Annotated in this window: 14 protein-coding genes and 1 other RNA gene; 11 read left to right on the top strand and 4 right to left on the bottom strand. The window is 41.1% G+C overall.

Annotation, left to right across the window (positions count from 1 at the left end; genetic code table 11):
* Nucleotides 1-88 precede the first annotated feature (88 nt).
* The 3 genes from AAZR19_RS13210 to AAZR19_RS13200 form a co-directional block, all read right to left on the bottom strand.
* Nucleotides 89-910, bottom strand: coding sequence for a superoxide dismutase (locus tag AAZR19_RS13210; RefSeq protein WP_218677272.1), 822 nt, complete (start codon nucleotides 908-910; stop codon nucleotides 89-91).
* The gene (locus AAZR19_RS13205; protein ID WP_197203075.1) at nucleotides 903-2,777 is read right to left on the bottom strand and encodes a terpene cyclase/mutase family protein; all 1,875 of its coding nucleotides are present in this window, start codon (nucleotides 2,775-2,777) and stop codon (nucleotides 903-905) included. The genes AAZR19_RS13210 and AAZR19_RS13205 overlap by 8 nt, the downstream gene beginning before the upstream one ends.
* A gap of 301 nt (nucleotides 2,778-3,078) precedes the next feature.
* The gene (locus AAZR19_RS13200) at nucleotides 3,079-4,563 is read right to left on the bottom strand and encodes an aldehyde dehydrogenase family protein (protein WP_024422684.1); all 1,485 of its coding nucleotides are present in this window, start codon (nucleotides 4,561-4,563) and stop codon (nucleotides 3,079-3,081) included.
* 212 nt (nucleotides 4,564-4,775) lie between these two features.
* Between AAZR19_RS13200 and AAZR19_RS13195 the strand changes: the two genes are divergently transcribed.
* The 8 genes from AAZR19_RS13195 (at nucleotide 4,776) to AAZR19_RS13160 (ending at nucleotide 10,518) form a co-directional block, all read left to right on the top strand.
* Nucleotides 4,776-4,988, top strand: coding sequence for a DUF6501 family protein (locus tag AAZR19_RS13195; protein ID WP_024422683.1), 213 nt, complete (start codon nucleotides 4,776-4,778; stop codon nucleotides 4,986-4,988).
* A 49-nt stretch (nucleotides 4,989-5,037) separates the two neighbouring features.
* Nucleotides 5,038-5,175, top strand: coding sequence for a DUF4025 domain-containing protein (locus tag AAZR19_RS13190; protein ID WP_075611524.1), 138 nt, complete (start codon nucleotides 5,038-5,040; stop codon nucleotides 5,173-5,175).
* Nucleotides 5,176-5,454: 279 nt separating this feature from the next.
* The gene (locus AAZR19_RS13185; protein ID WP_024422682.1) at nucleotides 5,455-5,793 is read left to right on the top strand and encodes a PH domain-containing protein; all 339 of its coding nucleotides are present in this window, start codon (nucleotides 5,455-5,457) and stop codon (nucleotides 5,791-5,793) included.
* 175 nt (nucleotides 5,794-5,968) lie between these two features.
* Nucleotides 5,969-6,616, top strand: coding sequence for an SDR family oxidoreductase (locus tag AAZR19_RS13180; RefSeq protein WP_041109476.1), 648 nt, complete (start codon nucleotides 5,969-5,971; stop codon nucleotides 6,614-6,616).
* A 91-nt stretch (nucleotides 6,617-6,707) separates the two neighbouring features.
* The gene (locus tag AAZR19_RS13175; protein ID WP_041109474.1) at nucleotides 6,708-7,208 is read left to right on the top strand and encodes a TraR/DksA family transcriptional regulator; all 501 of its coding nucleotides are present in this window, start codon (nucleotides 6,708-6,710) and stop codon (nucleotides 7,206-7,208) included.
* Between the two features lie 132 nt (nucleotides 7,209-7,340).
* Nucleotides 7,341-7,526: non-coding RNA, 6S RNA (gene ssrS / locus AAZR19_RS13170), on the top strand.
* A gap of 133 nt (nucleotides 7,527-7,659) precedes the next feature.
* Nucleotides 7,660-9,462: a DNA helicase RecQ gene (gene recQ, locus AAZR19_RS13165; RefSeq protein ID WP_226014564.1), complete on the top strand. Its 1,803-nt coding sequence runs from the start codon at nucleotides 7,660-7,662 to the stop codon at nucleotides 9,460-9,462.
* Between the two features lie 234 nt (nucleotides 9,463-9,696).
* Nucleotides 9,697-10,518 carry a LysM peptidoglycan-binding and 3D domain-containing protein gene (locus AAZR19_RS13160; protein WP_024422678.1) on the top strand — a complete coding sequence of 274 codons (822 nt, stop codon included), beginning with the start codon at nucleotides 9,697-9,699 and terminating at the stop codon, nucleotides 10,516-10,518.
* Nucleotides 10,519-10,671: 153 nt separating this feature from the next.
* On the opposite strand, the gene AAZR19_RS13155 is transcribed toward AAZR19_RS13160, so the two are convergent.
* Nucleotides 10,672-11,184 (bottom strand): GNAT family N-acetyltransferase, encoded by a 513-nt coding sequence (locus AAZR19_RS13155; protein WP_029708157.1) that lies wholly within the window; start codon nucleotides 11,182-11,184, stop codon nucleotides 10,672-10,674.
* Nucleotides 11,185-11,382: 198 nt separating this feature from the next.
* Between AAZR19_RS13155 and AAZR19_RS13150 the strand changes: the two genes are divergently transcribed.
* The 3 genes from AAZR19_RS13150 (at nucleotide 11,383) to AAZR19_RS13140 (ending at nucleotide 14,672) form a co-directional block, all read left to right on the top strand.
* Entirely contained in the window at nucleotides 11,383-11,922 is a 540-nt protein-coding gene (locus AAZR19_RS13150) for a DUF420 domain-containing protein (RefSeq protein WP_041109468.1), read from the top strand.
* A gap of 168 nt (nucleotides 11,923-12,090) precedes the next feature.
* Nucleotides 12,091-13,233: a citrate synthase gene (gene mmgD, locus AAZR19_RS13145; protein WP_434703454.1), complete on the top strand. Its 1,143-nt coding sequence runs from the start codon at nucleotides 12,091-12,093 to the stop codon at nucleotides 13,231-13,233.
* A gap of 2 nt (nucleotides 13,234-13,235) precedes the next feature.
* Nucleotides 13,236-14,672 (top strand): bifunctional 2-methylcitrate dehydratase/aconitate hydratase, encoded by a 1,437-nt coding sequence (locus tag AAZR19_RS13140; RefSeq protein ID WP_024422674.1) that lies wholly within the window; start codon nucleotides 13,236-13,238, stop codon nucleotides 14,670-14,672.
* Nucleotides 14,673-14,680: the final 8 nt, after the last annotated feature.

Genomic DNA, 14,680 nt, shown 5'->3' with positions numbered 1-14,680 from the left:
ACAACCTATTCTTTATAAAGGTGTTAATAATAAAATTATGTAAACTAAAAATACCCCATATAAGCATTAGCCTATATGGAGCATCGTTTTAAAAAGGGGTCCATCTCACTTGCTGTGCTTGCTTAAGCCTAGCTTCTGGCTCACGCCAGTCGACTACATTCCACCAACGATCTACGTATTTCGCTTTTTCATTCAGATATTGAAGGTAGTAGGCGTGCTCCCATACATCAAGGGCTAGAAGGGGGATCACGTCCCATTGTGACAAAAATTGATGGCGTTCTGCTTGTAAAATCTCTAATCGCTGAGATCTGGGCGCCCATACGAGAATAGCCCAGCCAACACCTTCTACTTGTTTGGCCGCTGCTGAAAATTGAGATTTAAATGCATCATAGCTCTCAAACGATTGTTCAATGAGACGAAGCATTTGTCCAGTGGGCTTTCGTTTTCCTGAAGGACTCATGGAAAACCAAAAAATACAATGTAAATAGTGCCCCGCACCATTGAAGGCAAGCTCCCGTTCCCAATGCTTGATCATTTTAAAATCATTGGTTCTTCTTGCATTTTTTAATGCAAGCTCAGCTTGGTTCAAACCATCAACATATGATTGATGATGCTTCTGGTGATGCAAATACATAATTTCTTTTGAAATAAACGGTTCTAGTGCATCATACCGGTAAGGGAGAGGAGGTAACTTGTGACTTCCAGCTGCTACCTCTCGCATGTCTTCTTGTGGGTTCATGTCCTCAGCAATACGTTCTGCCAGTTCGTACCACTCTTGTTCACTGGAATGTTCATCATCCATTGAGAACCATAATTGGTCTACTTTCTGACGGATGTTGTCATCTTGAATCGCGGGTTGAATGGAGCTAAGCCACTCTTTGAGCTGCATTCGATACTCTTCCTTATTCATTCTTACGCCTCATTTCTTCTAAAAATGTGGAACAAGCCATCATCGGAAAGACAAATGGGTAGCTATGATAAGTGATGTAAAATTGCTTTGGCAGGCCAATGCCTACTGGATAGTGCAAGGCTTCACTCGTGTGCTGATGATGGATCAAAAATGAGATGGCTTTTAAAATTGTCTTGTCTTCTGGCTTCTCATATTGTAAAAGTGCCTCTGCTGCCCAAGCCGTCTGAACCACTGTGCCAAACGGAAGGGGGACATACGTTTTTACCTCTGCACTTTTACATGATTCTCCGAAGCTGCCATCTTCTCGTTGAATCTGCTTTAAAAATCGGCATGCTTTTTGAACAGCAGGATGGGTGGAGGGGATGCCGGCAGCTTTTAGACCTGTTAATGCTGCCCACGTTCCATAAATATAGCAAACCCCCCATCTGCCAAACCATGATCCATTTTTCTCTTGATGATTTAGGAGCCATTTGACACATTGATCTTTTTGCCTCTGAATAGGCGGTGACATGTTTTTCTCTTCAAGACCAATGAGATGAAGCACGCGGCCTGTAATATCGGGAGTCGATGGATCAATTGCTGCATCCTCCGCAGATTCAAGCGGCAGATGTCGAAGCAGGAAGTGATCTTGATTTTTTTCAAAGGCAGAGAATCCGCCGTCACGGTTTTGCATGGAAAGAAGCCAATGAAACCCTCGCTTCCACTGAACTGGTGCGTATATTTTAGGAATGGCTTTTAATACAATTTGCGTATCATCACAATCAGGGTTATTCGTATTGATATCTGAAAAACCAAAGCCTCCCGGAGCAGCATGCCGGTTATGAATCGCCCAATCTGCTTTCTTCATTTGCTGCCGGTTCAGTAAGTATGAGAAAGATTTTGTGATGACTGGGTCTTCTTGTTTTTTGCCAGCTTTTTGAGAAGCATAACTGACAAGCGCTGTATCCCAAACTGTGGATGTGGAATTTTCTGCATACATTCTGCCCTGACAGTCAGTGACTAGCTTTTTCATGCCTTTGACTGCTTTTAAAATGAGGTGATGTCCTGGGGAGTACCCAAGACTCATAAGTGCATAGACCATAAAAATACTTGCACTTAAATAGCTGTACAGTGTGCCATCTTTTTCGAGGCGGTCAAACATATATCGCTTTGCTGCTTCATATCCGAAAAAGTCCAGCCGGCTGTCGAGTGCTGTATACGATCGCATGTAAGTCAGAAAGTGATGAGTGGAACGTTCTTCTCTTGCCATAAACCAGTCAAATGGATTCTTAGACATGTTTGCATCAAGGTGTGCTAGGCTTGGAAATTTCTCATGAGAAGTATATCGTTTGTTGAGTGCAATCATCATTGGCACAAAGTGAATTCTTGCATATGCACTAAGATGATAGAAGTGAAGCGGAAAGTATGTAGGGATGAGTAAAAAGGAAAGTGGTGCATAGAAGTACGGCCACGGGTGCATGCCGTTGACGGCGAGCATCCACTTTGTCATAAAGTGAACGTTCTTTAATCCGCCATTTGATCGAATATATTGCGCTGCTTTTTCCATATGAGGCTCATCTTGTTGAAACCTGCCTGAAACGAGCATTCCGCAATAGCCCTGCACAGTGGCTGTTACATGTCCCGTTTGATCATGATACAAAGAAAAAGACCCATCCTCATTTTGTTTTTCGCGTATCGCTTCTGCTAATTGATGAACCAAAGCCTGATCCGAATCGCCAACAGCCTTTAACAGCATAATCAAAAAAGCATTTGTCATCATTGGACCTTCAAAGCAGAAAACAAAGGCGCCATCTTCTCGTTGTCTTCGCTGCATTTCTATGTGCAATTCTTCAATAAATTCGTTTACTCTCAATTTAAAATCTTGCATATGCTTGCCATGCTCCTTTCCTTTCATACTATATTCAGGAGCTGGCCTGTCACATGCAAACACAAAAAAAGCCGATGACAGGGTCACCGGCTCAGCGTGTAGACAAACCCTCGCATTCGGTGTCAGGTCTGCGCGCTGGTGCTCACGAATGTCAATTCGCTCCGCGCCAGTGCTCGTCCTTCCTAGACTGCAAAGGTTTTCTATCACGCTGAAAAGAAGACAAAGTGCTAAAATAAAAATCATTTTAGCACTTTGTCAACGATCTGAGCCGATGACAGGGTCACCGGCTTTCTTGACGTCATTAGTCTTGAAGATTAATCCATACACTTTTGACTTCTGTATAGTTGTTAAGGGCATATGATCCCATTTCTCTGCCAAGACCTGATTGCTTATATCCTCCAAACGGGGAGGCGGCATCAAAGACATTATAGCAGTTGACCCAAATCGTTCCTGCTTCAAGACGTGCAGCGATATCATGGGCATGCTTTAAGTTTTCTGTCCAAAGTCCTGCTGCTAATCCATATTCAGACTGGTTAGCTCGTTCAACCACTTCATCAATGGAATCGTAAGGAATGGCAGATAAGACAGGTCCAAAGATTTCTTCTTTGGCAATGGTCATTTCATCTTCTACATCTTTAAAAATAGTAGGGGAGACGAAATAGCCAGCCTCATAAGGGCAATCGCCCCCGACAACGGCTGTTGCCCCTTCGGATTTACCTTTTTCAATATAGCCTAACACGCGTTCGTGCTGTTCTTTACTTACAAGAGGTCCAATTTGCGTATCTTGATGAAGACCAGCGCCTTGCTTGAGGGATCCTGCATATTTGGCCATTTGATCGACCACTTCATCGTATTGGCTCCGATGAACAAAGACTCTGGACCCTGCGCAGCATACTTGGCCTTGGTTAAACATAACGCCATTTAAAGCACCTGGAATGGCTTTCTTTAAATCGGCATCAGGTAAAATAATATTCGGTGATTTTCCGCCAAGCTCTAATGTGACCCTCTTAATGGTTTTAGCCGCTTTCTCCATAATTAATTTCCCAACACTTGTTGACCCTGTGAAGGCCAGCTTGTTCACGTCAGGATGATCAGTTAAGGCTTCTCCGGCTGTTTCGCCAAATCCAGGAACGATGTTAATCACGCCTTCTGGGAAGCCGGCTTTGTCCACTAATTCTGCTAAGTAAAGAGCAGAGAGTGGAGTTTGTTCGGCTGGCTTTAAAACGATGGTGCACCCTGTTGCAAGTGCGGCGCCCATTTTCCACATAGCCATGAGCAGCGGGAAGTTCCATGGGATGATTTGTCCTACAACCCCAACCGGCTCATGGCGGGTATAATTAAAATATCCTTGACTGACAGGAATGGTTTGTCCATTCATTTTTGTCGTCCAGCCCGCATAATAGCGCATGTGCTCTATAGCGAGGGGGATATCTGCATTTGTTGTTTCATTAATTGGTTTTCCGTTATCTAAAGTTTCTAGCTGTGCAAGTTCTTCCTGATTTTCTTCCATTAAATCAGCAAGCTTGAACATGAGGCGGGCGCGTTCAGCGGCAGACATGGAGCGCCAAGGACCATGAAAGGCTTTTTTTGCAGCTTTTACGGCCTCATCAATATCTTTTGCACCTGCTTCATAAACATCAATAAGGGTTTCGCCTGTGGCTGGGTTAGGAGTAGCAAAGGTTTTGTTATCGTGACTTGTGACAAACTGACCATTAATGTAGAGTTTTTTCGTCCCTTGGAGAAAGGATTCGAGTTTTGAACTAATTTGAAGTGTTGTAGAGCTCATAAATAAACAAACCTCCTTAAAGATATGGATTGTTTTCTGCGAGTTCTAGGTGGGAAAAGCGGACATGCAACGAAATTGTATACGCACAAAGATGTAAACGTATACAATTATCATATTACACGACATGTTTGAAAGCAATCCATAACACTCATTGCATTTCGCGAAAATTTGGCTACAATAAATGTATAGATGAAAAAAGGAGTTTTTAAATCATGATCCATCAAAACTGGCAAACGGCTCAAACGTTAAAACAAGTAAAATGTGTACATACAAATGCGAAAAAATATATGGTCGACCGGGCATTAACGGTTGGAAGCACATATGAAGTGAAAAATGAAACAGAAGAATTCCTGTTTGTCGTAGACAATACGGGTAAAGTAGGCGGGTATTACAAGGAGTATTTCGAAGATATTTCAGCTGAATGATTTTGAGGGTCATCACTCATACTAAGAAAAACAGTAAAGGGTGATGATGATGAAAAAGCAGCAAAATGACGAGCAGAAAAATCAAAATGCATGGCATGAACACGAGGACGCTGATATGGCGATTACGCTTGAACAGATTTCCGATGTGTATGCCGAGGGAACGATTGATACACCAAAAGACGAATAGTCATTTAAAAACAGTGATTTGGTATAATCACTGTTTTTTTATTGGAAATGATTCATCATTTTTCTCGAAAAGAACTGAAACTTTTTTCCTGCTTTAACAGTCTAAATAAGTAGAGGAAAGAGCATCGGATCAAAAAGAAAAAGTTAAATGAAATTTAATCTATTCGTAATGGAATAACAACCATTTATAGCGTATTCTATAAGTGAGAATAAAACGTACCCACAGAGCCGTGTGGCCGTTTTGTCATAAAGGAATTTGATGCAGGAAGAGGGGGTTTACGTGGGTATTTTTTCTGTCAGTAAACAAAATGATAAGAAATTCGAATCCTTATTGATTGAAGGGGAAAGAATTGAGGCTGTTTACAGACTGCGTCACGACCAAATTTGCTTTACCAATAAACGACTGATCTTTGGCGATAACCGCGTATTTTCTAAGAAGAAAGTCAGGGTCTCCTTGCCGTATCGATCAATTGAAAGTTTTGCCATACAAGAAGCTGGCGTGTTTGATCAGGACACAGGTATGCTGCTTGTCACAAGCTCAAAAGTATTTGAACTCGACTTTTCTAAAGAGACGGATTTGAGTGATGTGCAAGCCATTTTGACAAAACATCTTTGCTGATCAATCTTGCGATTACATAGATCATATGCACTTTTCTCATTCTTCGTTCTTATTTTTATAGATCGCACATTGCTAAGCCCTTCCCATCTGATGAGAAGGGCTTTTTTCTGCTTAAGTGTTTGAATGATAGCAAAAAAGGATAAAGATGAAACAGATACAGAAAGGAGAATGAACAATGAAAGTGTTAGTTGCAGGAGCAAATGGACATACAGGCAGACTCGTCGTTCGTTATTTAAAAGAAAAAGGACATGAGCCGCTTGCTCTCATTCGAGATGAAAAACAAGCTGATGCACTAAAAGAACTTGGTGCAGCACCTGTCATCGGTGATCTTGAAAAAGATGTGACAGATGCTGTGAAACAAGCAGACGCTGTCATCTTTGCAGCTGGTTCAGGCTCAAAAACAGGTGCAGATAAGACCATTGCGGTCGATCAAGAAGGTGCAAAACGCCTCGTTGATACAGCGAAAAAAGAAAACATCCAGCATTTTGTTATGCTTAGTGCATATAATGCAGATGATCCGAATCAAGGAAAAGGGCAAGGAAGTATGGAAACTTATTATGAAGCAAAAAGAAAAGCCGATGAGCACTTAAAACAGTCAGGTCTTTCCTATACGATTGTCCGCCCAGGTGCCCTGCTGCATGAGGAGAAGACAGGAAAGATTGAAGCTGCCGAACATATTCCAGATGATCAAAACATCGAGATTTCAAGAGAGGACGTAGCCATTGTTCTTGTGGAGAGCTTAACAGAATCCAATGTGAAAAATAAGTCCTTTGACTTGATGAAAGGCGAAAAATCAGTAGAAGAAGCACTTCGCCATCTGTAAGAAAAGAAAGCTGCTGCCAAAGAGGCGGCGGCTTTTTTGATGTTTTCTTTTCCCTTTCAGCGGGAAGGTAATGAGAAAGGAGTGATTGACCGTGGGCTTAACGAAAGAACAACAAGCTGATTTATACGAAAGATTGATTCAATTAAAAGAAGATGTGAAGGGATCAAAAAAGAAAGAAGAATCGATGCTCGTTGAATCGAGTGAGATTTCAAATGGTGTTGGAAATCATATCGCTGATCATGGGAGCATCTATTTAGACCGCATGACAGAACAAACGCTGGATCAAGTCGATGATCAGCTTGAAGGTGAAATCGATGCAGCACTGAAACGAATGGAAGACGGAACATATGGGATATGTGAGAAAACGGGGAAAGAGATCCCATACGAGCGTTTAAAAGCAGTTCCATATACACGTTATTCAATAGATGCAAAGAAAAATGAAGAAACCACTCAAGATCCAAACGCATTTGACCGTTCATTCTCCGATCAAATGCGCGATTTAACAAATAGAGAAACAATGGATCAGATGCATTCAGATACGTATGAAAGATTAGAGGAAGAGCAAGATGTTGATGTAGATGAGGAAAAATAGGATCATAAGCGAAGGTTAAATTTTTTCAGAATAATTTTTTCTTATGTACACATGAACAAATAACTTGTATACATGAGTATTTCACAGAAAAAAGATCTCTTGAAATTTAATAAACTTTCGTGTAATATAGTTTAAAGGCTGCGATGCGCGTAATGTTAATTAAGTTTTAACCTTTAAGCTGTAATAGGGAGTTTTATATTGAAGCCGGAATGTCATGCCTCCTTAGCGAGGAAGACAGGAACGTTTCTGCAAACACCCACTTTGAGGAGTGGTGGTTTAAAACTTTCTTACTTAGATTACGGCATCCGCAGCTTTTCCTAGGATGATTCAAGCCATTTTCCATTGCGGAAAATGGCTTTTTATTTTGTGAAAAAACGAAATTGCACAGTCGGCCGGAAGAGGCATGAATGTATGTTAAAATAGACAAAACAAAAGACGGAGAGGGAATTGGATGTTAGAACAAGCAGAAGCACTCCTGAAACAATACTTTGGCTTTGACGCCTTTAGGCAGGGACAGAAACAAGCCATTGAATCGATTGTAAACAAACAGAAGGATACCGTCTGTATTATGCCGACAGGCGGGGGGAAATCGGTTTGCTACCAGATTCCTGCCCTGATGATGGAAGGAACAACGATCGTTGTATCCCCGCTAATTTCTTTAATGAAAGATCAAGTCGATGCGCTAAATGAGATGGACATACGATCGTCCTTTTTAAACAGCACACTTTCCGTAGCTGAAATGAATAAAAGGCTGAAAAAATGTGAAGATGGGGAATATCAGCTGCTTTATATCACACCTGAACGTTTACAAAATGAGCGTTTTTTTCAGCTGCTTGACCGGTTAACGATCCCTTTAATTGCAATTGATGAAGCGCACTGTATATCTGAGTGGGGGCATGATTTTAGGACAAGCTACCGCTTTATTCAAGAATGCTTAAATCGGCTGACAAAAAGGCCAGTGATTGTCGCATTAACTGCTACAGCCACGAAAAAGGTTCACCGAGATATATGTGAACAGCTTGGCATGAACGAAGAAGAAACCATTTTTACAGGGTTTGCTAGAGAAAATTTATCTTTTCAGGTGGTCAAAGGAGAAAATAGTGACCGCTTTATCACACATTATATGAAGAAAAATAAGCTTGAGTCCGGCATTATCTATACTGCTACAAGAAAAGAAGCCGAAAACATTTACAATCGGCTAAAGAAACAAAAGATCAAAGCTGGCATTTATCATGGCGGGTTAGATGATGATATGAGAGAAGAGCAGCAAAACCTGTTTTTAAACGATGACATCCAGGTTATGGTCGCTACATCTGCATTTGGCATGGGAATTAATAAGTCAAATGTCCGTTTTGTGATTCATCATCAAATTCCAAGGGATATTGAAAGCTACTATCAAGAAGCTGGACGCGCCGGCAGAGACGGGCTCCAAAGTGAATGCATTTTACTGTTTTCGCCGCAGGGCGTACGAATGCAGCGATTCCTCATTGAACAGTCAACAGAAGATGAAGTGCGCTTTCAGCATGAGCTGCTTAAACTTAGACAAATGGTCGATTACTGTCACACTGAGCAATGTCTGCAGCAATTTGTGATGGACTACTTTGATCAATCAGCAAGTGCCCCTTGCCAAAAATGCAGTAATTGCCTTGATGAAAGAGAGCGTGAAGAGGTCACTCGAGAAGCGCAAATGGTTTTATCGTGTACGGTTAGAATGAACGAGCGCTTTGGAAAAATGATGATTGCTCAAGTACTGGCAGGCTCTAAAAATAAAAAAGTGCTTGACCTCGGTTTCGACCGTCTTCCTACATACGCTTTAATGAAGCAGCAATCAGCCCAGCAAATCAGTGATTTCATCGAATTTTTAATTACAGAAGAGTATTTGCACATGTCTGAAGGAGCTTATCCAACATTAAAAGTGACACATAAAGGAAGGAAGGTGTTAGTCGGGCAAGAGGCTGTGTATAAAAAGCAGGCAGTGAAAAGAGAGGCGATTCAAGAAAACGATGCATTATTTGAGCAGCTGAGAGCGGTGAGAATGAAGCTGGCGAGAGAGCAGGGCGTTCCGCCATTTGTTGTATTTTCTGATCAAACCTTGAAGGAAATGTCAGCCGTTCAGCCTAAAACAGAAGAAGAACTTCTCCATATTAAGGGAATAGGCGCTCAAAAAAGAGAGAAATACGGGGATGTTTTTTTAGAAGAAATCCGTTTATTTATAGAAAAAGAGAAAAATAAAAAGGTTGAAGAAGAAAAATAAATTTTTTTCGCTGCGTTTGGACACGTTTTCAACAGGAGGTTTCTGATCCTTTCAAAACCTTGATATGGCGGGTAATCGAGCTGCTTTGTGGTCTGATTTACCAATGGAGAGAGATGTTTCATGTAAAGGAACTGTAATCTAAAACATATCGTTTTGTTATTGAATTGACATTTACATATGTTACGATAGCACTCGTTAGCCGCCATAAAAAGCTAACAAGGGAGGATTTACTTTATGAAGAAGACTATTATGTCCTTGGTTGCTGTTGCAGCAATCTCTACAACAGCATTTGGAGCACAGCAAGCTTCTGCAAAGGAAATCACTGTGAAGAAAGGTGATACACTTTGGGGAATCTCTCAAAAAAATGATGTGTCTCTAAAGGACCTAAAGGGTTGGAACAATTTATCAACAGACATGATTTATGTAGGTGATAAATTGACAATCTCTTCAAAAGAGAAAACTCAGGAGCAGTATAAAGTCCAGAAGGGGGACAGCCTCTGGAAAATCGCTCAAAAATTCAATGTGTCAATTAGCGATATTAAGTCTTGGAATAACTTAAACTCAGATATAATTATGATTGGTTCAACACTAAGTGTTGCTGGTCAAAGCTCAGCTCCGGTAAGCTCAGAGCCTGTACAAAAACAGGAGCCTGTCCAAAAAGAGCAAACAACACAAAAAGCTGCTCCTAAACAGGAAGCACCGAAAAAAGCTGCTCCTAAACAGGAAACAGCTAAAGCAGAATCATCTTCTGCTAGTCAAAGTGTACAAAAAGAAATGACTGTAACGGCTACGGCTTATACAGCAAATGATGGTGGCATCTCAGGTATTACTGCAACAGGGGTAAACTTAAACAAAAACCCAAATGCGAAAGTGATTGCAGTAGATCCTAATGTCATTCCATTAGGAAGTAAGGTTTATGTTGAAGGCTACGGTGAAGCCATCGCAGCAGATACTGGCGGCGCAATTAAAGGTAACAAAATTGATGTTCATGTACCAAGCAAATCCCAAGCAAAAAATTGGGGCGTAAAATCAGTCAAAGTGAAAGTACTTAACTAGTAACTTATTGTTTTTTGGAAGAAAGCATCAGGTGGCGGCCTGATGCTTTTATTGTACCCTTTTTTTGGTCAAAAAAACACACATTTTTCAGAAAAATTTGCATTTTCGACAAATAACAGCGTATATTCCATCATACACGCTGTTTTTTTGTCGTTAGCTGTCCACCCAATAAATTTCTCCGCTTTGTTCTTTCCAATTGATTTGGACATCAAATTGGTGCTTTTCATAAAAGTGAATCAATCGGTCTACGTGATTCCAATCTCTTTTGACGAGGTCACCTGTGATAACTGGGATGTTCTGCTCTCTTGCGATTTCTTTTAAATGCTTCATACAGATTGAGCCGTATCCATTATCGGGAGGGCCTTTTATATCAGCAATATGAATCTTTCCTTCTTCAGGATATTCAGCAATTAAGGAAAAATCAGATTGTCCGCGAAAAGCTTTTTCACAATCGGTCAGCATGATTTTACATGTATCAGCATTTTCAATGGCAGAGACAATCATCCATTCATCTTCTTTCGCCTGATCAATGCCAATGATCTTTGCCTTTTTCGAAATATCTTTCATGTTTTCTTGCATTCGATACATTTGGAACTGCAATTGCTGTAATTCTTGCTCTAACGCCTTCACATCTTTGGGTGTTTCCTGTAAGATTGACAAGTCCATTACTCCTTTCATATAAGAAATGATAAAAATCACATAAATTCCAATTTTAAAGGAAGTGGATGGATCTTTCAAGCCGTTAGAATGCCGATTATCGGCAAGTTTGTCTAAAATTCGACGAAGACAGCGAATTCATTGACTTTATAGAGAAAGTTAAATAACATACTCTTAGTCGGAACTAATAAAGAGAGGTTTTCAAACATGAACGAACAGAATCAAAAACCGAAAAATTTCACCGGCATTGTTGTCATTTTAACAATTGCCATAAACGGATTAATCGCTTTATTATTTTTAATGCCAAAATCAGATAAATTTAGTCATCTGGATATTACATTTCTGCCTTTACTGAATGCCGTGATGAACAGCTTTACGTTTATCTTCTTACTTTCAGCACTCATTATGATTAAACAAAAGAACATTAAAGCACATAGACGATTTATTTTTGCTGCATTTTCAACAACACTTGTCTTTTTAATTTCCTATGTAACATATCATTCAATGGCAGCTGATACACATTTCGGAGGAGAAGGGATCATCCGTCCGATTTATTTCTTTATTTTGATTACACATATTGTGCTCTCAGCTATTATTGTACCGCTTGCACTGATTACACTATTTAGAGGCGCACAGATGCAGGTCGAGCGTCACCGTAAAATTGCCCGCTGGACGATGCCGCTTTGGCTCTATGTTAGTCTCACTGGCGTCATTGTCTATATCATGATTTCTCCATATTACAGCTAACGTATGTCCAACTGGACATACGTTCTTTTATTTACAAGATGAAGTGCTTTGGATAGAATGGAAATTGGATATCCGACTAGCACGGTATCTTCCCATCTATAGATTCACATCATTTCTGGCCGTTTGCTCGTTTGGAGATCAACAATTGGACGAAACGGGGGTTATATGATGACTGAACAATTGCAGTATAAACCGGGGCTTGAAGACATTGTGGCAAGCGAAACGTCCATATCATACTTAGATGTGGAGCAAGAGGAAATTGTGATTCGCGGGTACGACCTCATTGAGCTGGCACAAAACAAGACATATTTAGAAACAGCCTATCTGCTTATTTATGGAAGATTACCAGATCAGATGGAATATCACCAATTTCAGCAAGGTATATCCTCACAAACGAGCTTACATCCAACCATTCAAACTATATTAACGAAGCTGCCAAAAACCACTCATCCTATGGATGCGATGAGAACGTGTTTATCTGCTCTTGCAGGGTATGATGACGCATTACATGATCGATCTGAAGCGTGCCAAGAAAGGCGTGCAGTTCGATTACTAGGACAGCTGCCGGCCATTGTTGCTGGAAGCTATTATATTCTCACAAAAGACGCCGCTATTTCTCCAGATCAGACCAAATCCTACACTGAAAACTTTTTATCCATGCTAACTGGACGCACCCCGACACAAGACGAAATTACCGCTTTTGATCAAACACTCACATTATATAGCGAACATGAGCTGCCGAATTCAACGTTTGCGGCTAGAGTGATTGCATCCACGCATTCTGACATGTATGGTGCATTTACTGGAGCGATCTCTTCATTAAAAGGTGACCTCCACGGAGGAGCAAATGAAGCTGTCATGAACATGCTTCTTGAAGGAAAAACAAAAGAAGGATTTCTTGCGCTTATTGAACGAAAATTAGCCGCGAAAGAAAAAATGATGGGCTTTGGCCACAGAGTATACATGAGAAAAATGGACCCGCGAGCCGCTCTTTTAAAACGTTCATTGAAAACGCTTACTGAATCGAAGGGAGATACAACGCTATATGACATGTGTGTAGCAGGAGAGGCATATATGAAAGAGCAGAAAAACCTTTATCCAAATCTTGATTATTATGCTGCACCTATTTATTACGTGCTCGGAATCCCTATTTCACTTTATACACCCATTTTCTTTGCTGCAAGAGCTAGCGGATTAGCCGCACATGTGATTGAACAGCATTTGCATAATCGCATTTTTAGACCGAGAGTCCGGTATCTAGGGCCAAGAGGATTAAAGGTTTCAAATGATGATGGAAAAACGGGGGAATGAACATGAACAAAACAGCAGTCGCCAATCAAACAGATCAGCTATTAGAAGAAATCGCTGCCTATGCAGTAGACGGAGAAATTACGAGCAAAGAGGCCATTGAAACCGCGCGGTATGTGCTCATAGACACGCTCGGGTGCGGAATGCTTGCTCTTAATTTTCCAGAATGTACGAAGCACCTTGGACCCATCGTACCTGGAACAGTCGTGCCAAACGGAGCAAGAGTTCCCGGCACTTCGTTTGTGCTAGATCCTGTTCAAGCGGCTTTTGATATTGGCTGTATGATCCGCTGGTTAGATTATAATGACACGTGGCTTGCACAGGAGTGGGGGCATCCGTCAGATAACTTAGGCGGAATATTAGCTGTAAGTGATTATATCAGCAGAACACGCCTTGCAAACGGAGAAGAGCCGCTAACGATGAATGATGTACTGCATGCAATCGTCAAGGCACATGAAATTCAAGGTGTCCTTGCTTTAGAAAATTGTCTAAATCGAAATGGATTGGACCATGTGTTATTTGTCAAAGTGGCAACAAGTGCAGTTGTGTGTGCAATGCTTGGCGGAACAAAAGAAGAGGTCCAGCATGTTTTATCACAAGCGTTTGTTGATAATTCCCCTCTTAGGACGTATCGCCACGCCCCAAACACAGGATCTAGGAAATCATGGGCAGCAGGGGACGCAACAAGCCGCGGAGTGAGACTGGCAATGATGACACGTAAAGGGGAAATGGGTTATCAAACGCCCCTAAGTGCTGAGAAGTGGGGCTTTGAAGATGTTCTTATGAAAGGAAAACCACTTACGCTCGCCCAGCCCCTTGGATCATACGTCATAGAAAATGTTCTTTTCAAAATTGCTTATCCTGCTGAGTTTCATGCACAGACTGCTGCAGAGGCGGCTGTGATGCTGCATGACGCTGTAAAAGATCGTTTAGATGAAATTGACCGGGTAGAAATTACGACACATGAGTCAGCGATTCGGATTATTGATAAGAAAGGGCCGCTTTATAATCCAGCAGACCGTGATCATTGCTTGCAGTATATTACAGCCATTGGACTGATCTATGGTGAACTAACAGCTGACCATTATGAAGAAGAAACGGCGCAAAATCCAGCCATTGATCGTCTTCGTGATCGAATGATTGTGAAAGAGGATAAACGTTACACAGAGGATTATTTAGATCCGAAAAAGAGATCGATTGCAAACTGTGTACAAATTTTCTTTAAAGACGGGACGATGACAGACCGAATTGAAATTGAATACCCGCTCGGTCATCGCAGAAGAAGACAGGAAGGCATTCCGCTGCTTGAAAAGAAATGGGTCTATCATTTAAAGACAAGATTTCCACAAAAACAAGTGGATCAAATTGTGTCACTCTGCCAAAATCCAAATCAATTAAAAACAACAACAGTACCAGCATTTATGGACTTATTCGTCATATAAGGGGGAGC

It is taken from the genome of Bacillus sp. Je.9.29.b (assembly GCF_051129925.1).
Taxonomy (GTDB): domain Bacteria; phylum Bacillota; class Bacilli; order Bacillales; family Bacillaceae; genus Bacillus; species Bacillus safensis.
The sequence above is the reverse complement of the archived record's forward strand: the minus strand, read 5'-3'. Positions and strand labels throughout refer to the sequence as shown.